Source organism: Devosia sp. P3_B2, from assembly GCF_056402875.1.
In genome coordinates, this window is the sequence record NZ_JBFUGO010000001.1 from 280,386 (window position 1) to 304,254 (window position 23,869).

The 23,869-nt window shown below is 65.4% G+C and carries 20 protein-coding genes; 15 read left to right on the plus strand and 5 right to left on the minus strand.

What is annotated here, in order from left to right:
* Window positions 1-108 precede the first annotated feature (108 nt).
* A complete protein-coding gene (locus AC1DV8_RS01470; RefSeq protein ID WP_477148213.1) occupies window positions 109-3,102 on the plus strand; it encodes a 2-oxoglutarate dehydrogenase E1 component in 2,994 nt (997 codons plus the stop codon).
* Window positions 3,103-3,157: 55 nt separating this feature from the next.
* Window positions 3,158-4,516 (plus strand): 2-oxoglutarate dehydrogenase complex dihydrolipoyllysine-residue succinyltransferase, encoded by a 1,359-nt coding sequence (gene odhB, locus AC1DV8_RS01475; protein ID WP_477156201.1) that lies wholly within the window; start codon window positions 3,158-3,160, stop codon window positions 4,514-4,516.
* A 101-nt stretch (window positions 4,517-4,617) separates the two neighbouring features.
* Here odhB and AC1DV8_RS01480 read toward each other — a convergent pair whose 3' ends face one another.
* Together AC1DV8_RS01480 and AC1DV8_RS01485 are read right to left on the minus strand one after the other, a co-directional pair.
* Window positions 4,618-5,007 (minus strand): hypothetical protein, encoded by a 390-nt coding sequence (locus AC1DV8_RS01480; protein WP_477156202.1) that lies wholly within the window; start codon window positions 5,005-5,007, stop codon window positions 4,618-4,620.
* Window positions 5,008-5,327: 320 nt separating this feature from the next.
* On the minus strand, window positions 5,328-5,549 hold the full coding sequence (locus AC1DV8_RS01485; protein ID WP_477156203.1) for a hypothetical protein: 222 nt from the start codon (window positions 5,547-5,549) through the stop codon (window positions 5,328-5,330).
* A gap of 199 nt (window positions 5,550-5,748) precedes the next feature.
* On the opposite strand from AC1DV8_RS01485, the gene AC1DV8_RS01490 reads away from it, so the two are divergent.
* Both AC1DV8_RS01490 and lpdA read left to right on the plus strand, forming a co-directional pair.
* Complete coding sequence (locus AC1DV8_RS01490) at window positions 5,749-6,507, plus strand: SDR family oxidoreductase (protein WP_477156204.1); 759 nt, start codon at window positions 5,749-5,751, stop codon at window positions 6,505-6,507.
* 163 nt (window positions 6,508-6,670) lie between these two features.
* Window positions 6,671-8,077 carry a dihydrolipoyl dehydrogenase gene (gene lpdA, locus AC1DV8_RS01495; RefSeq protein WP_477156205.1) on the plus strand — a complete coding sequence of 469 codons (1,407 nt, stop codon included), beginning with the start codon at window positions 6,671-6,673 and terminating at the stop codon, window positions 8,075-8,077.
* A gap of 170 nt (window positions 8,078-8,247) precedes the next feature.
* Here the strand turns inward: lpdA and AC1DV8_RS01500 are convergent, their stop codons facing one another.
* Window positions 8,248-9,240, minus strand: coding sequence for a DMT family transporter (locus tag AC1DV8_RS01500; RefSeq protein WP_477156206.1), 993 nt, complete (start codon window positions 9,238-9,240; stop codon window positions 8,248-8,250).
* 221 nt (window positions 9,241-9,461) lie between these two features.
* Window positions 9,462-10,388: a tyrosine recombinase XerC gene (locus AC1DV8_RS01505; RefSeq protein WP_477156207.1), complete on the minus strand. Its 927-nt coding sequence runs from the start codon at window positions 10,386-10,388 to the stop codon at window positions 9,462-9,464.
* Between the two features lie 178 nt (window positions 10,389-10,566).
* Here AC1DV8_RS01505 and AC1DV8_RS01510 point away from each other — a divergent pair, with 178 nt between their 5' ends.
* The 3 genes from AC1DV8_RS01510 to AC1DV8_RS01520 all read left to right on the plus strand — a co-directional run bounded on the left by AC1DV8_RS01510 (window position 10,567) and on the right by AC1DV8_RS01520 (window position 12,742).
* The gene (locus AC1DV8_RS01510; RefSeq protein WP_477148205.1) at window positions 10,567-11,553 is read left to right on the plus strand and encodes an omptin family outer membrane protease; all 987 of its coding nucleotides are present in this window, start codon (window positions 10,567-10,569) and stop codon (window positions 11,551-11,553) included.
* Window positions 11,554-11,800: 247 nt separating this feature from the next.
* Complete coding sequence (locus AC1DV8_RS01515; protein ID WP_477156208.1) at window positions 11,801-12,007, plus strand: hypothetical protein; 207 nt, start codon at window positions 11,801-11,803, stop codon at window positions 12,005-12,007.
* 69 nt (window positions 12,008-12,076) lie between these two features.
* The gene (locus AC1DV8_RS01520; protein WP_477156209.1) at window positions 12,077-12,742 is read left to right on the plus strand and encodes a L,D-transpeptidase; all 666 of its coding nucleotides are present in this window, start codon (window positions 12,077-12,079) and stop codon (window positions 12,740-12,742) included.
* 60 nt (window positions 12,743-12,802) lie between these two features.
* Here AC1DV8_RS01520 and AC1DV8_RS01525 read toward each other — a convergent pair whose 3' ends face one another.
* Entirely contained in the window at window positions 12,803-13,285 is a 483-nt protein-coding gene (locus AC1DV8_RS01525; protein ID WP_477148202.1) for a VOC family protein, read from the minus strand.
* 127 nt (window positions 13,286-13,412) lie between these two features.
* Here AC1DV8_RS01525 and AC1DV8_RS01530 point away from each other — a divergent pair, with 127 nt between their 5' ends.
* The 8 genes from AC1DV8_RS01530 (at window position 13,413) to AC1DV8_RS01565 (ending at window position 23,847) form a co-directional block, all read left to right on the plus strand.
* On the plus strand, window positions 13,413-15,581 hold the full coding sequence (locus AC1DV8_RS01530) for a primosomal protein N' (protein WP_477156210.1): 2,169 nt from the start codon (window positions 13,413-13,415) through the stop codon (window positions 15,579-15,581).
* A gap of 117 nt (window positions 15,582-15,698) precedes the next feature.
* Complete coding sequence (locus AC1DV8_RS01535) at window positions 15,699-16,160, plus strand: hypothetical protein (protein WP_477148200.1); 462 nt, start codon at window positions 15,699-15,701, stop codon at window positions 16,158-16,160.
* A 256-nt stretch (window positions 16,161-16,416) separates the two neighbouring features.
* Complete coding sequence (locus AC1DV8_RS01540) at window positions 16,417-16,977, plus strand: F0F1 ATP synthase subunit delta (RefSeq protein WP_477156211.1); 561 nt, start codon at window positions 16,417-16,419, stop codon at window positions 16,975-16,977.
* Window positions 16,977-18,512: a F0F1 ATP synthase subunit alpha gene (gene atpA / locus AC1DV8_RS01545; RefSeq protein ID WP_477148198.1), complete on the plus strand. Its 1,536-nt coding sequence runs from the start codon at window positions 16,977-16,979 to the stop codon at window positions 18,510-18,512. The genes AC1DV8_RS01540 and atpA overlap by 1 nt, the downstream gene beginning before the upstream one ends.
* 54 nt (window positions 18,513-18,566) lie before the next feature.
* Window positions 18,567-19,445 carry a F0F1 ATP synthase subunit gamma gene (locus AC1DV8_RS01550; protein WP_477148197.1) on the plus strand — a complete coding sequence of 293 codons (879 nt, stop codon included), beginning with the start codon at window positions 18,567-18,569 and terminating at the stop codon, window positions 19,443-19,445.
* A 17-nt stretch (window positions 19,446-19,462) separates the two neighbouring features.
* A complete protein-coding gene (atpD, locus tag AC1DV8_RS01555; RefSeq protein ID WP_477148196.1) occupies window positions 19,463-21,001 on the plus strand; it encodes a F0F1 ATP synthase subunit beta in 1,539 nt (512 codons plus the stop codon).
* 61 nt (window positions 21,002-21,062) lie between these two features.
* Complete coding sequence (locus AC1DV8_RS01560) at window positions 21,063-21,485, plus strand: F0F1 ATP synthase subunit epsilon (protein WP_477148195.1); 423 nt, start codon at window positions 21,063-21,065, stop codon at window positions 21,483-21,485.
* A gap of 343 nt (window positions 21,486-21,828) precedes the next feature.
* A complete protein-coding gene (locus AC1DV8_RS01565; protein ID WP_477148194.1) occupies window positions 21,829-23,847 on the plus strand; it encodes a methyl-accepting chemotaxis protein in 2,019 nt (672 codons plus the stop codon).
* Window positions 23,848-23,869: the final 22 nt, after the last annotated feature.

The following is a 23,869-nucleotide window of genomic DNA, read 5'->3' on the forward strand; positions in this document are numbered from 1 at the left end:
TCAAACAAAGGACTACACGGGCATCTAGGCCCGTGCTCGCGAGCCCGGTCGAGACCTCCCGGGGCATTTGAGAAGGATGGCGGGGTCAAACGCCCCGCGACGCTGGACATGACCCGACAAGAAAAGAACGAACAGTTCTTGCTCTCTTCTTTCCTTTATGGCGGCAACGCCGATTACATCGAAGGGCTGTACGCCCGCTACAAGGCCGATCCGGCCTCGATCGATCCGACCTGGGCGTCGTATTTCGATCGGCTCGAGGATGCTCCCGCCGACATCGACAAGAATGCCGAAGGCCCGAGCTGGCAGCGCCGCGACTGGCCGCAGGCAGCGAACGGCGAGCTGGTCTCGGCGCTCGATGGCAACTGGGGCGAGATCCAGGTCAAGGTGCAGAAGGCGTTGGTCGAAAAGGCCAAGGTCGAAGCGGCGCCGGCACCGACTCCGGTCGATGTGCTGCAAGCGACGCGCGACTCGATCCGCGCCATCATGATGATCCGCGCCTACCGCATGCGTGGGCACCTGCACGCCGATCTCGATCCGCTGAAGCTGAAGACCGACGATCCGGCGCCGGAGCTGGAGCCGGCGGCATACGGGTTCAACCCGCACGACTATGCGCGCAAGATCTTCATCGACAACTATCTGGGGCTCGAATACGCGACCGTGCCGCAGATGCTGGAAATCCTCCGGCGGACCTACTGCTCGACCGTCGGCGTCGAGTTCATGCACATCTCCGATCCCGAAGCCAAGCAGTGGATCCAGGAGCGCATGGAAGGGCCGGACAAGGAGATCAAGTTCACGCCCGAGGGCAAGAAGGCGATCCTCAACAAGCTGGTCGAAGCCGAGGGCTTCGAGAAGTTCCTCGACGTCAAGTTCACCGGCACCAAGCGGTTCGGCCTCGATGGCTCGGAGGCGCTGATCCCGGCGCTCGAGCAGATCATCAAGCGCGGCGGCTCGCTCGGCGTGAAGGATATCGTGCTCGGCATGGCGCATCGCGGTCGGCTGAACGTCCTGACCCAGGTGCTGGCAAAGCCCCACCGGGCGCTGTTCCACGAGTTCAAGGGCGGGGCGTTCTACCCCGAGGAAGTCGAAGGCTCGGGCGACGTGAAGTACCACCTCGGTGCTTCGGCGGACCGTGAGTTCGACGGCAACAACGTGCACCTGTCGCTGACCGCCAATCCGTCGCACCTCGAGATCGTCGATCCGGTGGTGCTGGGCAAGGCGCGCGCCAAGCAGGACCAGCGTTCGGCGGTCGACGGGCGGTTCATCGCCGATACGCGCCAGACCGATCGCTCGGTGGTGCTGCCGCTGCTGCTGCATGGTGACGCCGCGTTTGCTGGCCAGGGCGTGATTGCCGAGTGCCTGGGGCTTTCGGGCCTCAAGGGGCACCGGACCGGCGGTTCGATCCACGTGGTGATCAACAACCAGATCGGCTTCACCACCGCGCCGATGTACTCGCGCTCCTCGCCGTACCCTACCGACGTCGCCAAGATGATCGAGGCGCCGGTGTTCCATGTGAACGGCGACGACCCCGAAGCAGTGGTCTATGTGGCCAAGGTCGCGACCGAGTTCCGCCAGCGCTTCGGCCGCCCGGTGGTGATCGACATCTTCTGCTATCGCCGCTTCGGCCATAACGAAGGCGACGAGCCGAGCTTCACGCAGCCGCTGATGTACTCGAAGATCCGCAGCCACGAGACGACGCTAGACATCTATTCCAAGCGCCTCGTCGGCGAGGGCGTGCTCTCGGGCGACGAAGTCGACAAGATGAAGGCGGACTGGCGCGCGCATCTCGAGCACGAGTTCGAGGCCGGGCAGGATTTCCGTCCGAACAAGACCGACTGGCTCGACGGCGTGTGGAAGGACCTGAAGCGCGCCGACGTCGAAGGCCCGCGCCGCGGCGACACCGGGGTGGATGTCCCCGATCTGGTGAAGCTAGGCCAGAAGCTGTCGACGGTTCCGGCCGGCTTCAACGCCCACAAGACGGTGAAGCGGTTCATGGACAACCGGCTCGCCTCGATCGAGTCGGGCGAAGGCATCGACTGGGCAACCGGCGAAGCGCTGGCGTTCGCGAGCCTGCTCGAAGAGGGCCACCCGGTCCGCCTGTCGGGCCAGGACGTCGAGCGCGGCACCTTCAGCCAGCGGCACTCGGTGCTGTACGATCAGGAGAAGGAAGAGACCTACACCCCGCTCAACAACATCGCGGAATTGCAGGCGCGCTACGAGGTCATCAACTCGATGCTCTCGGAAGAGGCGGTGCTGGGCTTCGAGTACGGCTATTCGCTGGCCGAACCGAAGACGCTGACGCTGTGGGAAGCGCAGTTCGGCGATTTTGCCAACGGCGCGCAGGTGGTGGTCGACCAGTTCATCTCGTCGGGCGAGCGCAAGTGGTTCCGCATGAGCGGTCTCGTGATGCTGCTGCCGCACGGCTATGAGGGCCAGGGGCCGGAGCACTCGTCGGCCCGCCTCGAGCGCTATCTGCAGAGCTGCGCCGAAGACAATATGCAGGTCGCTAACTGCACGACGCCGGCGAACTACTTCCACATCCTGCGCCGGCAGATGAAGCGCGATTTCCGCAAGCCCTTAGTGCTGATGACGCCGAAGTCGCTGCTGCGCCACAAGAAGGCGGTGTCGGGGCTGGTCGAGTTCGGGCCGGAATCGACGTTCCATCGCCTGCTGTGGGACGACGCGGAAGCGCCGGGCGTGCCGAAGACCACGATCAAGCTGAAGCCGGATGCGGAAATCCGCCGTGTCGTCCTCTGCACGGGCAAGGTCTACTACGACCTGCTCGAGGACCGCGAGAAGCGCGGCATCGACGATGTGTATCTGCTGCGGCTGGAGCAGCTCTATCCGTTCCCGGCCAAGGCGCTGCTCGACGAGCTCAACCGCTTCCCGAACGCCGAGATTTTCTGGTGCCAGGAAGAGCCCAAGAACATGGGTGCGTGGGCATTTGTGCAGCCGTATATCGATTGGGTGATGGACCAGATGGGGCGTCCGGGCGACCGGCCGCACTATGTCGGCCGCGCCGCTTCGGCGGCAACGGCGACCGGGCTGATGCGCACGCATCTGCAGCAGCTGCAAGCCTTCCTCGAAGAAGCATTCGCCAAGTAGACTCGGCAAGCAAACTCGCCAGACAAGCGGCAAAGAAAACTGAAGGACCAAACTGATGGCGACTGACATCCGGGTGCCCACGCTGGGCGAGAGCGTCACCGAGGCGACGATCGGCCAGTGGTTCAAGAAGGTCGGCGACACCGTCGCGGCCGATGAACCGGTGGTGGAGCTCGAGACCGATAAGGTTACAATCGAAGTGCCGGCCCCGGCGGCCGGCGTGCTCGAGGCGATCACCGCCAACCCGGGCGACACGGTCAATGTCGGGGCGCTGATCGGCGCCATCGGCGCGGCTGGCGCGGCCGCCGCTGCGGCTCCGGCCGCTGCTGCCAAGCCCGCCGAAGTGCCGCAGCCGGCGGCGGTTGCCGCCGAGCCGGCACTGAAGGCCGGCAACGGCAGTGGTTCGATGGCTCCGGCCCCGAGCGCGCAGAAGCTGATGGCCGAAAGCGGCCTGTCGGAAGCCGATGTCAGCGGCTCGGGCAAGCGCGGGCAGATCCTCAAAGAAGACGTGCTGGCGGCGATCGCCAAGCCCGCTGCTGCGGGTGCGACGGCGAGCGTCATCGCGATGCCGACGGCGGTCAGCGGTTCGGCGGCAGCGCCGATCCCGGCAGCGAAGCCCGCGCCGGCCCCGGTGGCTGCTCCGGCACCTGCCCCGGTTGCCAAGGCGGCTGAGCCGGCTCCGGCCCAGGTCCGTGGCCCGGTCAACGCCAGTGACGACGTGCGCGAGGAGCGGGTGAAGATGACCCGCCTGCGCCAGACGATCGCCCGGCGCCTCAAGGAAGCGCAGAACACTGCGGCCATGCTCACCACCTTCAACGAGGTGGACATGAAGCCGGTGATGGACCTGCGCAATTCCTACAAGGAGCTGTTCGAGAAGAAGCACGGCGTGAAGCTCGGCTTCATGGGCTTTTTCACCAAGGCGGTGACGCACGCGCTGAAGGAAATCCCGGCGGTCAATGCCGAGATCGACGGCGAGGAGCTGATCTACAAGAACTACGCCCATATCGGCGTGGCCGTGGGGACCGAGAAGGGCCTCGTGGTGCCGGTGGTGCGCGATGCGGACCAGATGTCGATCGCCGAGATCGAGAAGGACATCGCCCGGCTGGGCAAGCTTGCCCGTGACGGGCAGCTGTCGATGGCCGACATGCAGGGCGGCACCTTCACGATCTCGAATGGCGGCGTCTACGGCTCGCTGATGTCGACGCCGATTCTCAATGCGCCGCAGTCGGGCATTCTGGGCATGCACAAGATCCAGGAGCGGCCGGTGGTCGTCGGCGGTGAGATCGTCATCCGCCCGATGATGTACCTGGCGCTGAGCTACGACCACCGCATCGTCGACGGCAAGGAAGCCGTGACGTTCCTGGTGCGGGTGAAGGAAAGCCTCGAAGCGCCGGAGCGGCTGGTGCTGGATCTCTGATCCGGCCTAGCAGGCAGTAAAGACAGCAAAGGGCTCGCCAATGGCGAGCCCTTCTGCTTTTGCCGACCGGCAGACGGCATCGGTCGCTTCTGCCTGTTCGGTCAGGGATGGGCAGCCTTCAGCTTGGCGATGGTGGTCTTTTTGCCATCGAGGATGAAGGGCGCCTTGGTGCGCTTGGAGATGCCGAAGATGTCGCCCTGCTCGATACCGATGGCCTCGCGGACGAACTGCTTGACGTCGACGCATACCCTGACGAGCACCTTGGCGCCGCGGACCCCCGGCACGCGACCGGACGCTTCGGCAAGGCAAAGGATGGATTTGCCGGGCTCGGTAACGATGGTCCAGCGGGACTTCTCGACCCGCGACGAGCCGGTGCCCAACAGGTAGAGACTGCCGTTGCTGCGGAAATAGGCGATGGCGGTGCCGCCGCGACGGTCATAGTGCATCGCTGTCTTGCCAGCGAAATATTGCTGCAGCTGGTCGGCGCTCATCTTGTTGAGCGGTAACGCCTGACCCGCCAAGGCGGCGCCAGAAAGTACAATTAGAAAAAGTGCTGCGAGAAATGTTCTCATAATGGGACGCTTCCAAGCCTTGTTGTTTGATCATTGTTTTCGGCGGCGGCGTCATTACAGACCTCTCCGCCCGGGCAGAACCTATTGGTTCTCGGCAGTGGGTCAACGGGATGGTTAGCAAAGAGTAAACGGATCGGCGTTGCAGGCTCGCGCCAGATAAATCAGCAACGAGAAAGGGCTCACCTTGCGATGAGCCCTACGGAAGGAGCTTGCCTTTGTAGGCAGGCAGATCAGTCGCCTTACTTGACGTTCCACCACCAGGGCAGAGTGTCCTTTTCGCCGGCGGCCTGGGACTTGTTTTCGCCGACCTGCTCGCAGTAGCCGCCGGGGCGCTTGTAGGCTTCCGGGGCGTCAGGGCCGCAGAGCGCCGAGATCTGGGTGTCGACGGCGAAGGCCGCGGTGGCAATCGAGGCCGCGGAGATGACGGTGCCGAGCAGGGCCAGTGCGATGATCTTCTTCATTTATTTCGTTCCTGGGTGGGGCCATCCGAACGGACGGACCGGGGTGGGAGGTTGCGTCTGCAACTGATGGCGGGCTTCTAGGGGCGGGCATTTGAACCGAGTTCGAACCGCGCGTTCAGAGGTGGTTCAGCCCAGTCGGGGTGGCGGCCGGGTGGCTTTTCGGGCCGCCCTCGCTAGAGTGGCGGCAACGGAGGAGACTATGGCGGACAAGGTTATCGTAGTGACTGGCGGCAGCCGCGGGATCGGGGCTGCGGTGTGCCGGTTGGCGGCGGCGCGGGGCTATGGCGTGGTGGTGAACTATGTCGGCAATGTCGCGGCGGCAGAAGCGGTGTGCGCCGATATCCATGCGGCCGGTGGCGAAGCGGTGGCCGTGCGTGGCGATGTCAGCAGCGCCGAGGACGTCGAGCATATCTTCAGCGCGGCGGACCGGATGGGGCGGCTGGCGGCGCTGGTCAACAATGCCGGGACGATTGCGATGTCGGCGCGCGTCGATGCGATGGACGCGGAGCGGATCAACCGGATCTTTGCGATCAACGTGACGGGGTCAATGCTTTGCGCCGGGGCGGCGGTGCGGCGGATGTCCACCAAGCATGGCGGGGCTGGCGGCGGCATCGTCAATGTCAGCTCGGCGGCGGCAAAGCTGGGGGCGCCGGGCGTGTATGTGGACTATGCGGCGAGCAAGGGGGCGATCGACACGTTCACCGTCGGGCTGGCGCTGGAAGTGGCAGCCGAGGGCATCCGGGTCAACGGGGTGCGGCCGGGGGTGATCGATACCGAGTTCCATGCGACTGGCGGTGTGCCGGACCGGGCCCACCAGCTGGCGCCGAGCGTGCCGCTGGCGCGGGTGGGCACGGCCGAGGAAGTGGCGAGCGCCATCATGTGGCTGCTGTCGGACGATGCGGGGTATGTGACGGGGACGACGCTGGCGGTGACCGGGGGACGGGCGGCCTTTGCTTGAGGCGAGAGTGCAGTCCGCCCGGATCGATTCATGCGCATTTCGCATAGGTCGGTCGTGTCGGGGGTTCCCTCCCCAACGCGGGTAGTTTAACCCGTTTGTCAGTCCTATATCGGCAGCGCGGGCGCCACTCCCTCAGGCGCCGCTTGAGCCTCTCGGAGACATCATGGCGGACACTTTCGACCTCACCGTAATCGGTTCCGGCCCGGGCGGGTACGTGGCGGCAATTCGGGCGGCGCAGCTCGGGATGAAGGTCGCGGTGGTGGAGAAGTGGCCGACCTTCGGCGGCACCTGCCTCAATATCGGCTGCATCCCCTCCAAGGCGCTGCTCCATGCGTCGGAGCTGTTCGAGGAAGCGGGACACCAGTTCCGCCAGTTCGGCATCGATGTGACGCCGCAGCTGAATTTGAAGCAGATGCTGGTGCACAAGGACGATACCGTCACTGCCAACGTCTCGGGCATCGAGTTCCTGTTCAAGAAGAACAAGATCACCACCTTCCGCGGCACCGGCTCGATCCCCGCCGAGGGCAAGGTGCTGGTGACGCCGGAAAGCGGTGCGCCGCAGACCATTGAAACCAAGAACATCCTGATCGCCACCGGCTCGGTGCCGATCAGCCTGCCGGGCATCACCATCGACGAGAACAAGGTGGTGTCGTCGACCGGTGCGCTGACCCTTCAGGAAGTGCCCAAGCGTCTGCTGGTGATCGGTGGCGGCATTATCGGGCTGGAACTGGGTTCGGTGTGGGGCCGGTTGGGTTCCAAGGTGCAGGTGGTCGAGTTCCTCGACCGGATCCTGCCTGGGCTCGACAGCGAGGCGGCGCGGCAGACGCAGCGGAACCTGCAGAAGCAGGGCATGGAGTTCAAGCTTTCGACCAAGGTGACGGCGATCGAAAAGCAGGGCGACGGCTCGCTGCGCGCCAAGCTGGAGCCGGCGGCCGGTGGCGAGGCGACGTTCGCCGAGGCTGATGCGGTGTTGGTGGCGGTGGGGAGGAAGCCGTTCACCGAAGGTCTGGGGCTCGAGGGCGCCGGCGTGGCGCTCGACGAGCGCGGCCGGGTGCGCACCGACGCGCAGTTCAAGACCAATGTGCCGGGCATTTATGCGATCGGCGACGTGGTGGCCGGCGCCATGCTGGCGCACAAGGCGATGGACGAGGGCCATGCGGTGGCAGAGATCATCGCCGGGCAGCACCCGCATGTAAACTACGGCACCATCCCGTCGGTGATGTACACCAGCCCGGAAGTTGCGTGGGTCGGCAAGTCCGAGGACGAGCTGAAGGCGGCCGGCATCGAGTACAAGGCAGGCAAGTTCCCCTTCACCGCCAACGGCCGCGCCAAGGCGATGCTGGCGACGCAGGGCTATGTGAAGATCCTCGCCGACGTGAACACCGACCGGGTGCTCGGCGCGCAGATCATCGCCAAGAACGCCGGCGAGATGATCCACGAAATTGTGGTGCTGATGGAGTTCTCGGGCAGCGCCGAGGACCTGGGGCGCACGACGCACGCGCACCCGACGCTATCGGAGGCGGTAAAGGAAGCCGCGCTGATGTGCGGGGACGGCGCGATACATATCTAGGCCTCACGCGCCATGCCGCTGCGGGCTGGCCCGGTGGGCCAGTCCTCGCTGGCGCTCCGGGGGGGCGGCCGACGGCCGTGGTCCTCGCTTTGCTCGTCCGGCGCCAGTGCGTCGGTGAGTGCCTTCTCCCCTTGTAGGAGAAGGCAGGTCGGAGAGATTGGGGCCTAGCCTCAGGCCGTACTCTCCTCCAGCACTTTCACCCTCGGCTTTTCCTTCCTCGTGAACAGGAACACGCCGCCCAGTACCAGGGCGGTGCCGATGGCGTGGTAGATCGTGAAGGCTTCGCCGAGGACGGAGATGGCGAGGCCAACCGTCACCACGGGCGAGACGTTGCCGATGATGGCGGTGCGTTCGGGGCCAATGAGCGCGATGGCGCCGGAGATGCAGTAGGCCGGGAGCACGGTGGAGATCGTGCCGATGGCCAGCATCAGGAGGAAGCCGTTGCCGGTCACCGCCAAGTCGCCTACCGGGTGGGTGAAGAGGAAGTGCAGGATCACCGCCGGACCGGCGCCGCTCATCGCGATCGAGGTGAAGAGCTGCGGGCCGAGCTTGTCGATCAGGGGCTTGGCCATGATCTGGTAGGCCGCGTAGGCGATGGCCGAGCCGAAGACGAGCGCCGCGCCGAGCAGCACGTTGTCGCCTTCGATCCTGAGGTCATGCCAGAAGATGACGCCGATGCCGAGGTAGGAAACGAGCAGGGCGACGACCATCGGCAGGGTGATCTTGCGCTTGAAGAAGATGGCGCCGAACAGCACGACGAAGAACGGATAGGTGAGGAGGATCAGCCGGTCGAACTGCGCGGTGATGTACTCGAGCGCCGAGAAATCGAGGAAGCTCGCGACGTAGTAGCCGATGACGCCGACGCCGAGGGTCTGCGCCAGCACCGGCCAGGTCAGCACCGGCGGCGCGCCGGCCGGAGTGGCCGCGAGTGTCTTGCGATAGGTGATGATACCGACGGTTAAAAAGATCGGCACGGCGACGATCATGCGCCAGGTAAGCGTGGTGACCGAGTCGATGCCTTCGAGCAGCGCCAGCTTGATGACGATGCCCTTGGTGGCGAAAAAGGCGGCGCCGGCCAGCGCCAGCACGATGCCGGCCCAGGCCATCTGCTTGAAGGCAGGGCGCGGGGCAATGGATGGGTTAGGCGCAGTGTCGGAAGACATTTGGCGGGTCCAGTTCTGGCCCTGCCATCAGATCACCGGAGAACCCGCGCCTGATGGCGGGGCCGGTGAGCATCGAGGGTCAAACAGCCGTCGCGTCCCGGTCCCCGGAGGGGATGAGGCAGGTTTTGCCAATAATTAGGATGCAAGCGGTCATGAGCGGATAGGTACGCGCTGGCCAGAGGACTGTAAAGTGGGCGGTTGGGTGAACGGTGCGTTCGCTCTCAGGCCCGCGGATGGGCCGCTCGATAGCTCTCCAGCAGGCGCTCCGTATCCACCGCCGTGTAGATCTGCGTGGTCGAGAGCGAGGCGTGGCCCAATAGTTCCTGGATGGCGCGGAGGTCGCCGCCGCGGCCGAGGAGGTGGGTGGCGAAGCTGTGGCGGAGGGCGTGGGGGGTGGCCGAGGGCGGGAGGCCGAGCGCGCCGCGCAGTTGCTGCATGCGTAGCTGGATGAGGCGGGGGGAGAGCGGACCGCCCTTCTTGCCGCGGAAGACCGGTTCGTTCGGGCCGGGGTGAAACGGGGTGAGGCCGAGATAGGTGTCGATGGCCTGGCGCACGGGGGCAATGAGCGGGACGAGGCGGGTCTTGCCACCCTTGCCGGTGACGCGCAGCGCGCTCGATTCGAGATCGGCGCGGGTGACGCCGAGGGCTTCGGAAATGCGGAGGCCGGCGCCGTAGCAGAGCGCGATCACCGCCATGTCGCGGGCCGCGACCCACGGGGTGTCCTCGAGCTCGTCGGTGGTGGTGATGGTGGCTTTCGCTTCGCGCACGGTGAGCGCCTTGGGCAGCGATCGCGGTTGCTTGGGGGTGCGGATGGTGTTGAGGGCTTCGGTGGCGAGGACGCCTTCGCGCTCGAGAAAGCCGAAGAAGCTCTTGATGGCAGACAGGGCGCGGGCGAGGGAGCGCGAGCCGAGGCTCTCGTTGCGGCGGGCGGCGAGGAAGGCGCGGATGTCGGCGGCGCGGAGATCGCGGAGCGTGGCGAGGGTCACCTCACCGCCGGTGTGGGCGGCGAGGAAGGTGACGAACTGGCCGAGGTCGCGGAGATAGGCTTCGAGGGTGAGCGGGGCGAGGCGGCGGACGGCGCCGAGGTCGCGTTGCCAGTTGGCGATGTGGGTCGCGAGGGCGGCATCGGTGAGGAGGGCGTGGGACATTGCCGAACTCTGTGCCGAAGCGGTTAGGATTCAGCAAACAACTTCGGCGTTAGTACTGCATTAAGTATAATTTGTCAGGTTGGCGCGGGTTCGACAGTAGATCGAATCTCGGGGCAATTAACGCATTTCACCTCCGACTTCGTGGGTCGGATTTTTGGATTTTCAGGGGGCATTTCAAATGAATACTCGCAATGGATTGCGGGGGCTGGCGCTTGCGCTATCGCTGGGCGTGGCGCTGCCCGTCTTGGCGGCGGATCTCGGTGCCGAGGAGACGCTGATCGTCGACGAGCAGGGCATCGTGACGCTGTCGGGCGGTATTGGCATCGTATCGCTCGAAGCGAACGAATATGTCTACGCCGGACCTACTACCGACGTCCGGCTGAGTCACCTGATCTGGCAGAGCACCGCTCCAATGCTAACGGCGGGACTCGACGTGGCGTTACCGGAGGGCTGGACCTTCTCTGCGCAGGCGCAGGTTGCCATGGGCGGTGACAGCTACATGGAAGACTACGATTGGATCTTCCCCTGGGCGACCGGTACTGGCGACGACGACTGGTCGGATCGCTCGCAGCATGATGCGACTGACCTCGAGTGGTACTTCAATGGCTCGGTCCTGCTTGGCCACGACTTCGCCGTCAGCGACAATGTCATCGTCAATGTCAATGGCGGCCTCAAGTATACCGATGTCCAATGGTCCGCCTATGGCGGCGACTTTGTCTACAGCAGCGGTGGCTTCCGAAATGACATCTTCAGCGAAGCCGACAGCACGAAGATGATTACATATCGCCAGACTTTCCCGGCGTTGGTGGCCGGCATCGACGCTGAGGTGGTGGAGGGGGCCTGGACGTTGGGAGCGTCAGCCCACGCCGGACTCACGTTCTACAGCAAGGCTGACGACCAGCACTACCAGACCCTCGTTCCCACGCAGTTCATTGACCATCTTGGGTCGGCACCCTTGGTGTCGGTCGGTGCTTCGGCCACATATCAAATCGCCGATGGCCTCAACGTCTTCGTCTCCGGAACAGCTGAGAAGATCTTCACCGGGCGCGGCAATGAGTATGTCTACGATATGACTGACGGCAGCCTGGATCTGATCGCCCCGGACATGGGCGGTGGCGATCTGTTCGCCGCCACCCTGTCGGCAGGCCTCAAGGGCACGTTCTGATCTGACCAACCCCGTGGTGCGGGTCGGCTGTTGCCGATTTGCACCACCACATCCTCGAACCCGCCCGTGCCCAACACACGGGCGTGAGGTGCCCTTTGCGTGCCGTATTTGCGGGGCTATCCGGACGGCATGCATCGGTTCACGGCCTTTTTGACGCTCTGCGTCGCGCTGCTCGCGCTGTTGAGCCCCAGCTTTGCGGCCGGGGTTTGCATCGCCAATGGCGGGCTGCCGTCGGTGAGCACCAGCCATGATGGCGGGCCGACGCAGTTGCCGAACCCATGCGAGATGCAGGGGCGGCAAGCGGGTGATGCCGGTGCAGCCGGATTTCGGCAGTCACGCGCAGGTTGAAGTGCCGCGCGCGACGTCGGCGCAATGGGCCCTGGGTCTCGCCGACCAGCCGATGCGGCAGGGACGGGCGACGCTGGCGGAACTGCCGCCGCCGCGACTGGGCTAAGCCCTTCCGACACCGTCACCTCCCTTTATGCCAACGCGGCCCCTCTCCGGCCGCCAACGAGATCTTGCCATGACTGAACTGATTATCGGCCGCCGGGCGCTGCTCGCCGGGGCGGCGAGCTTTGCGGCCCTTGCTCTGGCTGGCTGCGCCACCTCCGGCAGCCGCCGGCTCGAAGCCGAAACCAATCAGATTCCAGCCGACGTGCTGGCGACCTATGCGGCGCTGCCGAACGAGCGCTTCCCGATCCCGGCGGCGCGAATCGACCTGGTCGATCCGCAATACTGGCGGCAGGTGGTGGACGATCCGACCGGTGAACGGCCGGGCACCATCGTCGTCGATACCTCGACGCGCTTCCTCTACCTGGTGCTCGAGGGGGGCAAGGCGATGCGCTATGGCGTCGGTATCGGTCGCGACGGCTTTGCGTGGTCGGGGCGCGCCTATGTCGGCTACAAGCGCGAATGGCCGACCTGGACGCCGCCATCCGAGATGATCGCGCGGCAGCCGGAGCTGGAGCAGTATCGGCACGGCATGGCGCCGGGGTTCGAGAACCCGCTCGGGGCGCGGGCGCTGTACATCTTCCAGGGCGGCAAGGACACGATCTATCGGCTGCACGGCAACCCGGATGCGACCTCGATCGGCAAGGCGGTGTCGTCGGGCTGCGTGCGGCTGCTCAACCAGGACGTGATTGACCTCTATGAGCGGGCGCCGTCGGGATCGCCGATTTTGGTGATCTGAGGCGGGGGTGACGCCGGTGGGCTGGGCGAGAAGGTGCGGGACCGGTAGGTCCCGCACACCTCAATGCTTCAGCGCTTCGACCAACGAGTGCTGGACGTAGTTCATCGGCTCGGACCAGCGCGGGTCGCTCCAGCGCTCCTGCATCTCTGTCTCCGAGACCTCTTCGACGCGCTGCTGCAGCCACCAGATGTTGCCGAGAGGGTCGCGGACGCGGGCGACGCGGTCTCCGAAGGCCAGAAGCGTCGGCTTCGTGACCTCGGTGGCGCCGGCTTCGAGAGCCTTGGCAAAGCCCTTCCGCGCATCGTCGACGAAGAGGCGGATGAAAGCGGGCATCGGGTCGATGCCGGCGGGGGCGTCGAAGGCCATCACCACGGCGTCGCCGATGCGGATTTCGGCGTGGCCGATGCTGCCATCCTCGTTCGGCACGCGCGCCAGCTCGGTGCCATCGAAGGCGGCGACAAGGAAATCGATCAGTTGCGGGGTGTCGGCAGAAATGATCCACGGCGTGACGGTGGTGTAGCCTTCGGGAATCGTGCTGGGCATGGGACGCTCCTCATGTGGTTGGGCACGTATCGTATGAACCGAGACTGCTGACAGAACGCGGCAGGAGCCAAAGAGTTGGGGAATGGTCTTGCAATTCCCATCTCAGCCGTGAACAAAGCAGGCACAGATGGAAAAGTCCCCCGACATCGTGGCGGTGATGGTGAGCGTGTCGGTCGACGGACCGTACAGCTATCGCGTGCCGTATGGGATGGAGGTGCAGCGCGGCTCGATCGTGGCGGTGCCGCTGGTCGGGCGGTTGACGCTGGGGGTGGTCTGGGGGCCGCCCAAGGACAATTATGCGCACAACCGGCTGAAGGACATCGCGCAGGTCTACGACACGCCGCCGCTTTCGGAAGAGCTGCTGAAGACGGTCGACTGGGTGTCGAAATATACGCTGGCGGCACCGGGGCTGGTGCTACGGAGCGTGCTGCGCTCGACCGAGGCGCTGGAGCCGGAGCGGCAGATCACGGCGTTCCGGCTGACCGGGGTGGAGCCGGACAAGCTGACCAAATCGCGCGAGAAGGTGCTCGACCTGCTGATGGACGGGCAGGCCTGGGCCAAGGCGGCGATTACCGGGGCGGCGGGCGTTTCGGCTTCGGTCGTCCAGGGGCTCGAGAGGGCCGGGGCGCTGGAGCGGATCGAGATGCCGCCGCCGCCGATCGCGCTGCCGCCCGATCCGGATGCCGATCCGCCAACGCTCAATGACGAGCAGGCGGCGGCGCTCAGGCAAATCCGTGAAATCGATACGGCCACGTTCGGGGTGGCGCTGCTCGATGGGGTGACCGGCGGCGGCAAGACCGAGGTGTTCTTCGAGGCGGTGGCCGATACACTTAGGGCGGGGCGGCAGGCGCTGGTGCTGTTGCCCGAGATTGCGCTGACCAACACGTTCGTCGAGCGCTTCACCAAGCGGTTCGGCACGCGGCCGGCCGAGTGGCACTCGGACATGACGCCGGCGCAGCGGGCGCGGACATGGCGCAGCGTGCTCAGCGGCGACGTGCGGGTGGTGCTGGGGGCGCGTTCGGCGCTGTTTCTGCCGTTCCGCGAACTCGGGCTGGTGGTGCTCGACGAGGAGCATGACGGGGCGTTCAAGCAATATGACGGGGTGAACTACCACGCCCGCGACATGGCGGTGGTGCGGGCGCGGCTTGCCGAGGCGCGGGTGATCCTCAGTTCGGCGACGCCGTCGGTGGAGAGCCGGAACAATGCCAATCTGGGGCGCTACAAGCATGTGCTGCTGACCTCGCGTTTCGCCGAGGCGGTGCTGCCGGACATCGTGCCGATCGATATGCGCGAGGACCCGCCGGAGAAGGGGCAGTGGATCGCGCCGCAGCTGGCACGCGAAGTGTTCGCGACGCTCGACCGGGGCGAGCAGGCGCTGCTGTTCCTGAACCGGCGGGGCTATGCGCCGCTGACGCTGTGCAAGGCGTGCGGGCACCAGTACCAGTGCCCGGATTGCTCGGCCTGGCTGGTCGAGCATCGGTTCCGCGGCGTCTTGATGTGCCATCATTGCGGACATGAGCAGCGGGTGCCGAAGAGCTGCGGTGCCTGCGGGGCGGTCGATTCGCTGACGCCGATCGGGCCGGGGATCGAGCGGGTGGCCGAGGAAGCGGCGGAACGCTTTCCCAGCGCGCGGATGGTGATCCTCTCGTCCGACATGGGCTCGAACGCGCAACTCAAGGAGCGGTTCGCCGAGATCGAGCGCGGCGAGTACGACCTGGTGGTGGGCACGCAGCTGGTGGCCAAGGGGCACCATTTCGAGAAGCTGACACTGGTGGGCGTGCTCGACGCCGATCTTGGGCTCGATCGCGGTGATCCGCGGGCGGCGGAGCGGACGTTCCAGATTTTGACGCAGGTGACGGGGCGGGCGGGGCGGGCCAACCGGGCGGGGAAGGCGTTCCTCCAGACCTATCATCCGGATCATCCTGTGATGAAGGCGATGGTCAGGGGTGACCGCGAAGCGTTCTACAAGCACGAGCTGCTGGCGCGCGAGGCGGGCGGGTTGCCGCCGTTCGGGCGGCTGGCGGCACTGATCGTTTCGGCCAACGAGCATGACCCGGCCTTCGCCTACGCCAAGCAACTGCTCAGCGTGGCGCCATTGGCCGAGGGGCTGAAGTTGTTCGGGCCGGCCGATGCGCCGATCTCGATGATCCGCGGCCGGCATCGGGTGCGGCTGCTGGTGCAATCGGGCAAGGATTTCGACCTCTCGGGCTATGTGCGGTTCTGGCTGGAGCAGGGGCCGAAGACGACGGGGAACCTCAGGGTGCAGGTCGATATCGACCCGCAGAGCTTTCTCTAGGCCATCCCGTTGCGGCTTCTACTGATCAGGTGAAGCCCTGATTGTGTTGCCGTTCCGACCGGCTTCCTAGTCATTGTCCCGGATCGGGCGATCCGGAAGTGATTGGGGGATATCGGCATGGACTGGCTGAGCGGAAGCGCGCCTTTCGTGATGTGGGGCGCAATCATCGTATTCAACATCGCAATCATCCAACTGCTGCGGACGTGCCTGGTCGGCATCGATATCCAGGCGGCACTGAGCGAAAAGGGGCCGGTGGCGGTCGTCCAGACCAGCATGACGAAGCAGACCGTGCCAACCGATGCCGGTGGCCAGTTGCAGACGGAGGAAAAGAAGGAGAAGCAATCGACGCCCGGGCCGAGTGGCGAGACGAGCTACAGCCGCGTCTCCGGCATGGTTGGGGCTGTGGTTCTGGCCTGCTTCATCTGGGCGTTGGGGAACGTCGTGCTGTTCAAGGCCTTCACGGCGCCCGCCGAGGTTGGCACGATGCTGCAGGGATTGAGTGGTTTCTTCCTCGCCGGAGCGTCGCTGTTCGCACCCTATGCGTTCAATCAGCTGAGCGCTGCTTTCAAGCCTAACTAGCCCAAAGCGACGAGCCCTTCGACAAGGCGCACGCCGACCGCAATCGCAGCGGCCGGCGCTCGTGCTTTTCCCCTGCGACAAAACTCCCCGAAAGACTCGTGTCCCGGTGCCTTGCGATGCCCAAGATCGCATGTTAGAGGGGGCGCGAAATCCGGGGGGCTATCCGCTTTTCCCCGGCGAACAATCATAAGCGACAGCAGCCTCCGGCGCCTCTACTGGCCGGGTCCGGGTTGCGCAGCACGAGGGTGTCGGGGCATTGGCAGCGCAGAATTCAGTGCTTACCCAGATCGCGCGGCCGTATGCGTCGGCGCTCTACGATCTCGCCGCAGCCGACGGTTCCGTCGCAGCGGTTGAGCAAGGGCTGGTGAACCTGCTGGCACTGGCCGAGGAAAGCCCTGATTTTTCCAGGTTCCTCCGCTCGCCGGTGATCAATACCGAGGAAAAGGCGCAGGCGATCCACGCTGTGCTGGAGCGCGCCAACGCGCACAGCACGGTGGGCAATTTCGTCAAGGTCGTGGCCCGCAACGGCCGGCTGTTTGCGCTGCCCGAGATCATCAAGGCTTTCCGCGAGCGCGCTGCTGATGCGCGCGGCGAAGTGACTGCAGATGTGACTTCGGCGACGGCGCTCAGCGCTGCGCAGATCAAGACGCTGGCCGATACGCTCAAGGCGAAGATCGGCAAGTCCGTCACGCTCAACCAACATGTCGATCCCAGCCTGATCGGTGGCCTCGTGGTCAAGGTCGGCAGCCAGATGATCGACAGCTCACTCAAAACCAAGCTCACGGCGATGAAGATCGCGATGAAAGAGGTCGGATAATGGATATCAAAGCCGCGGAAATCTCTGCGATCCTCAAGGAGCAGATTCAGAATTTCGGCCAGGAAGCGGAAGTTTCCGAAGTTGGTCAGGTTCTGTCGGTTGGCGACGGTATCGCCCGTGTCTATGGCCTCGACAACGTGCAGGCCGGTGAGCTCGTCGAGTTCCCGGGCGGCATCAAGGGCATGGCGCTGAACCTCGAAACCGACAATGTCGGCGTCGTGCTGTTCGGCAATGACCGCGGCATCAAGGAAGGCGACGTCGCAAAGCGTACCGGCGCCATCGTTGATACCCCGGTGGGCAAGGAGCTGCTCGGCCGCGTGGTCGACGCGCTCGGCAACCCGATCGACGGCAAGGGCCCGCTGAAGGCCAAGGAACGCCGCCGCGTTGACGTGAAGGCCCCGGGCATCCTGCCGCGGAAGTCCGTGCATGAGCCGATGTCGACCGGCCTCAAGGCCATCGACGCGCTGATCCCGATCGGCCGTGGCCAGCGCGAGCTGATCATTGGCGACCGCCAGACCGGCAAGACCGCCGTTATTCTCGACACCTTCCTGAACCAGAAGCCGGCGCACGCCTCCAACGCTCCCGAGAGCGAGAAGCTGTACTGCATCTACGTCGCCGTCGGTCAGAAGCGCTCGACCGTGGCGCAGTTCGTCAAGGTGCTGGAAGATGCCGGCGCGCTGGAATACTCGATCGTCATCGCGGCGACCGCTTCCGATCCGGCCCCGATGCAGTTCCTCGCGCCGATGACCGGCGCCGCCATCGGTGAGTATTTCCGCGACAACGGCATGCACGCCGTGATCGCCTATGACGATCTGACCAAGCAGGCCGTCGCCTACCGCCAGATGTCACTGCTGCTGCGCCGTCCGCCGGGCCGCGAAGCCTATCCGGGCGACGTGTTCTACCTGCACTCGCGCCTGCTGGAGCGCGCCGCTAAGCTCAACGAAGAGCATGGTTCGGGTTCGCTCACCGCGCTGCCGGTTATCGAAACCCAGGCGAACGACGTGTCGGCCTACATTCCGACCAACGTGATTTCGATCACCGACGGCCAGATCTTCCTCGAGACGAACCTGTTCTTCCAGGGCATCCGCCCGGCGGTGAACGTCGGTATCTCGGTGTCGCGTGTGGGTGGTAACGCCCAGATCAAGGCGATGAAGCAGGTTGCCGGCTCGCTCAAGGGTGAGCTCAGCCAGTATCGCGAAATGGCCGCGTTCGCGCAGTTCGGTTCCGACCTCGACGCTGCCACGCAGCGCCTGCTGAACCGCGGCGCCCGCCTGACGGAGCTGCTGAAGCAGCCGCAGTTCTCGCCGTTGAAGCCGGAAGAAGAAGTCGCGGTGATCTTTGCCGGCGGCCAGGGCTACCTCGACGACCTGCCGGTCTCGGCGGTCGGTGCGTTCGAAGCGGGCCTCCTCGGTGCGCTCCGTTCGAAGCATGCCGACGTGCTGACGGCGATCGCCAAGGAGAAGGCGCTGTCGGATGACCTCCGCGCCAAGCTCAAGTCGGCGATCGACGGTTTCAAGAAGACGTTCCAGGCCTAAGGCCAATACTGGCGCGCGACCGTTCCGGTCGCGCATGGGGAGTAAAGTGGCCCGATGGCTTCGCTAAAGGACCTCAAGAACCGGATCGCCTCGGTCAAGTCGACCCAGAAGATCACCAAGGCCATGCAGATGGTGGCAGCGGCGAAGCTTCGCCGCGCACAGGAAGCAGCCGAGGCGGCGCGTCCCTATGCCGAGCGCATGGGGAACGTGCTGGCGGCGCTCGGCGCAGCCTATGCCGGCCGCGAGGACGCTCCGGCGCTGCTCGCCGGGACCGGCAAGGACCAGGTGCACCTGCTGGTCGTGGCGACGGGCGAGCGTGGTCTGGCCGGTGGTTTCAACTCGTCGATTGCGCGCCTGGCGCGTGAAACGGCGCAGAAGCTGCTCGGTGAAGGCAAGACGGTGAAGATCCTCACCGTCGGCCGCAAGGGCAACGACATCCTGAAGCGGACGCTCGGCGACAAGATCGTCGAGGCGGTCTCGTTCCGCGAAGTGCGGACGCTCGGCTATGCCAACGCTGCGACGGTCGGCGAGAAGGTCCTCGCCATGTATGCGGCGGGCGAGTTCGACGTGGCGACGCTGTTCTACGCGCGCTTCAAGTCGGTGATCGCGCAGATCCCGACTGCGCACCAGCTGATCCCGGCGAAGTTCGAGGCTCCGGCCGAGGGTGCCGCCGAGACGCTGAGCTACGAGTACGAGCCGGACGAGGAAGCGATCCTCGAGGACCTGCTGCCGCGCAACATCTCGGTGCAGATCTTCCGGGCGCTGCTCGAAAACAACGCATCGTTCTTTGGGGCGCAGATGAGCGCCATGGACAACGCGACGCGCAATGCCGGCGACATGATCAAGCGGCTGACACTGGTCTACAACCGGCAGCGCCAGGCCCAGATCACCAAAGAACTCATCGAAATCATTTCGGGCGCGGAAGCGCTCTAGCAGGAACGAGGTAAATCATGGCCCGCGCAGCGACTGCAGCAAAAGCCCCGGCGACCGACAAGGCTCCCGCCGCCAAGAAAGCCCCGGCCCGCAAGGCCGCTTCGACCACCGTGGTCTCGACCTCCGGCAAGCCGGTGGGCAAAGTCTCGCAGGTGATCGGCGCCGTGGTGGACGTGACCTTCGAGGGTCACCTGCCGGCGATCCTGAACGCGCTGGAAGTCGACAATAACGGCAGCCGGCTGGTGCTCGAAGTTGCGCAGCACCTCGGCGAAAACGCCGTGCGCACCATCGCGATGGACACGACCGAAGGTCTGGTTCGCGGCGCGCCCGTGGCCGATACCGGCGAGCCGATCTCGGTGCCGGTGGGCGACGAGACGCTGGGCCGCATCATGAACGTCATCGGCGAGCCGGTGGACGAAGCCGGCCCGGTGGTCACCAAGGCCCGTCGCGCCATCCACCAGGAAGCGCCGAGCTTCGTCGAGCAGGCTTCGGAAGCGCAGATCCTCGTCACCGGCATCAAGGTGGTGGACCTCTTGGCCCCGTACGCACGCGGCGGCAAGATCGGCCTGTTCGGCGGCGCCGGCGTGGGCAAGACGGTGCTGATCCAGGAACTGATCAACAACGTCGCCAAGGCGCACGGTGGTTATTCGGTGTTCGCCGGCGTGGGTGAGCGTACCCGCGAGGGCAATGACCTCTACCACGAAATGATCGAGTCCGGCGTGAACAAGGACCCGCACGAGAACAACGGCTCGACCGCCGGTTCGAAGTGCGCCCTGGTGTTCGGCCAGATGAACGAGCCGCCGGGCGCCCGTGCCCGCGTCGCGCTTTCGGGCCTGACCGTCGCCGAGCACTTCCGCGACCAGGGCCAGGACGTGCTGTTCTTCATCGACAACATCTTCCGCTTCACCCAGGCAGGCTCGGAAATGTCGGCTCTGCTCGGCCGTATTCCTTCCGCCGTGGGTTATCAGCCGACGCTCGCCACCGACATGGGCGCGCTGCAGGAACGCATCACCACGACCAACAAGGGCTCGATCACTTCGGTGCAGGCGATTTACGTGCCGGCCGACGACTTGACCGACCCGGCGCCGGCGACCTCGTTCGCGCACCTTGACGCGCAGACCGTGCTGAACCGCGCGATCTCCGAAAAGGGCATCTACCCGGCCGTGGATCCGCTCGACTCCAACTCGCGCATGCTCTCGGCCAACATCGTCGGCGAGGAGCACTACAACGTCGCCCGCCGCGTGCAGGAAATCCTCCAGCGCTACAAGTCGCTGCAGGACATCATCGCGATCCTGGGCATGGACGAGCTTTCCGAAGAGGACAAGCTGACCGTGGCGCGCGCCCGCAAGATCGAGCGCTTCATGAGCCAGCCATTCTTCGTGGCCGAGGCGTTCACCGGTACGCCGGGCATCTTCGTGGCGCTCGAAGACACCATCAAGGGCTTCAAGGGCCTCGTCGATGGCCAGTACGACCACCTCCCGGAAGCCGCCTTCTACATGGTCGGCACCATCGAGGACGCGGTCAAGAAGGCCCAGAAGCTGGCTGCCGCAGCCTAAGCTTCACTGACGCACTCGGGTTCGCCTTCGGGCGGACCCTGATCATCGCAAAGGCAGGACCATGGCCGAAGGCACCAAACTCGAAATCGTCTCGCCCGAGCGGCTGCTGCTCTCGGAGACCGTGAAGTCGGTGACCGTGCCGGGCGCCGACGGCTATTTCACCGTGCTGGGCGACCACGCGCCGCTGATGACGACGCTGAAGCCGGGCTTCGTGACGGTGGTCCGCAATGACGGGATCAGCCACGTCTACTACGTGCGCGGCGGCTTCGCAGACGTCTCGCCGGAAGGGCTGACCATTCTCGCCGAAGAGGCGCAGGATATCGCCGAATTCGACCGCGCCAAGATCGAAGGGCTGATCGCCGCCGGGCTCACCGCCCAGCAGGCCGCGACCACCGCCGAGGACGAGATGCGGCTGCAGGCGGAAATCGATGGCTGGCGGAACCTCCTGCTCGACGCCTCGGTCGGGACCAGCACCGCGCACTGAGCGGACGGCAGATACCGAATTCAAACGGGCGTCCCCAGGGGCGCCCGTTTTGCTTTGCGGGCGGCCGCGACGACACCTCCGAGGAGGGGCGCCCTCCAAATATGACTTCCCCTGTCCTAAATGCGCGTTCGGAATCTATTCACCAACCCTTAAGGCAAACTGCGTAATTGTCGGCATCGGGAATGCAGCAAGACTAACCGCGCCGGGGCCAGGACAGCCACGGCTAGTAGTGGAGCCGCGCCCAATTGATCACCAGTCCTAAGCCGTTCAGCGGAAGCGATTCCGAACGCGCTCAGTCGTGCCCCGTCGTCGTCCACTCCAGAATCAGAGCGAGCGCAGCAGAATGAAGATCCGGACCCGCCTTTTCCTTATCGTCGCCGTCATGGGCCTGGTTGTTTCAGTCATCGGCGGGCTCGCCCTGTTCGTGACGACGTCGTTCACCGAGCGCACGCAGCAGCTCGAGGCGGCGTCGCAGCGGGCGTTCAACGGCGAGCATCTCAATCGGCTGGTGACGGCCGTGGTGATGGACGCGCGCGGCATCTATGCATCGCCCAACGTCGAGAAGGCGGCGCCGTTCGCCGAGGGGCTGCTGAAGTCGCTCGACAAGATCGACGCGCACCTCGCCGAGTGGCAGCCGCTGGTGCCGGCGGCCGACCGGGCGGCGTTCGACCAGGTGGTGGCCCGCACGGCGGAGTTCCGCCAGTTCCGTGCCGAAACCGCGCGCCTTGCGACGATCGATCCGGCGCAGGCCAACGCGCAGGGCAACAACGACGCCAACCGCGCCAACCGCAAGGCCTACCAGGGCGAGATTGACGCCGTGGTGGAGAATGACCAGGCGCAGTTCGACGCGATCAAGGCCGATATCGGCAGCTTCGAGGCGCTGATCCTGCCGGTGGTGGCTGGCGCAACGATCCTCGGGCTACTCGCCGGTGTGGGCGCAGCGATCTATGTCGGCACGCGCTATGTGTCGCGGCCGCTGACGCGGGTTACCGAGACGATGGCACGGCTGGCCGGCGGTGACCTCAGCGTAGACGTGCCCTATGCCGGCGAGAAGAACGAAATCGGCCAGATGGCGGCCGCGGTGCAGGTGTTCAAGGAGAACGGCATCCGCGTTGCCGAATTGAACGAGGACGAGCGGACGCGGCATGAGAAGGCGGCCGAGCGCGCCGCGATGATGATGAGCTTCCAGAACGCCTTTGACGGGGTGGTGGCGGCGACGCTAAAGGGCGACCTGAAGCACCGCATCGACGCGCACTTCGCCGATGCCGACATCGAACGCATCGCCAAGAACTTCAATGGGCTGATGGACACCGTAGCGAGCGGTCTCAACGAGGCGGGTGACGTGCTCGAAGCGCTGGCTGACGCCGACCTGACCCGGCGCATGGACGGCAATTACGAAGGCGAGTTCGCGCGGCTGAAGCACAACACCAACACGGTGGCGGAGAAGCTGACCGATATCGTGACGCAGCTGAAAAAGACCTCGTTCGACCTGAAGACCGCGACCGGCGAGATCCTGTCAGGCGCCAACGACCTCAGCGAGCGCACCACCAAGCAGGCGGCGACGATCGAGGAGACCTCGGCGGCTATGGAGCAGTTGGCGACCACCGTGTTGGCCAATGCGCAGCGCGCGGCGGGCGCTTCGGAGAATGCCGGCCAGGTGACGACGACGGCGGAAGCCGGCGGGGCGGTGATGCTCAGCGCTAACGCGGCTATGGGGCGGATCACCGAGAGCTCGGCGAAGATCTCGAACATCATCGGGCTGATCGACGACATCGCGTTCCAGACCAACCTCCTCGCCCTCAACGCTTCGGTGGAAGCGGCGCGGGCCGGTGATGCGGGCAAGGGCTTCGCGGTTGTGGCGGTGGAAGTGCGCCGGCTGGCGCAATCGGCGGCCAGTGCCTCGAGCGAGGTGAAGGCGCTGATCGAGCAATCGGCCAATGAAGTGCAGGGCGGCTCGCGGCTGGTGGCCGAGGCGGCGGCCAAGCTCGAGCAGATGCTGGTGGCGGTGCGCGGCAATCGCGAGCTGCTGGAAGGGATCGCGCAGGACAGCCGCGAGCAGGCTTCGGCCATCGAGGAGGTCAATACCGCGGTCCGCCAGATGGACGAGATGACCCAGCACAACGCGGCGCTCGTCGAAGAGACCAACGCCGCGATCGAGCAGACCGAGGCGCAGGCCAGCGAGCTCGACCGGATCGTTGCGGTGTTCACCGTGGACGCCCAGGCCGAGGCGGTGGCGCCAGTGGTGGAACTGCAGCCGGCCCGCGGCGTCAAGGCGCTGGAGCAGCGCGTGAAGGCGGCGGCGAAGACCTATCTCAGCCGCGGCAACACCGCGATCAAGACCGACGACTGGGCAGAATTTTAGCCCCCGCCGGGGATTTCAACTA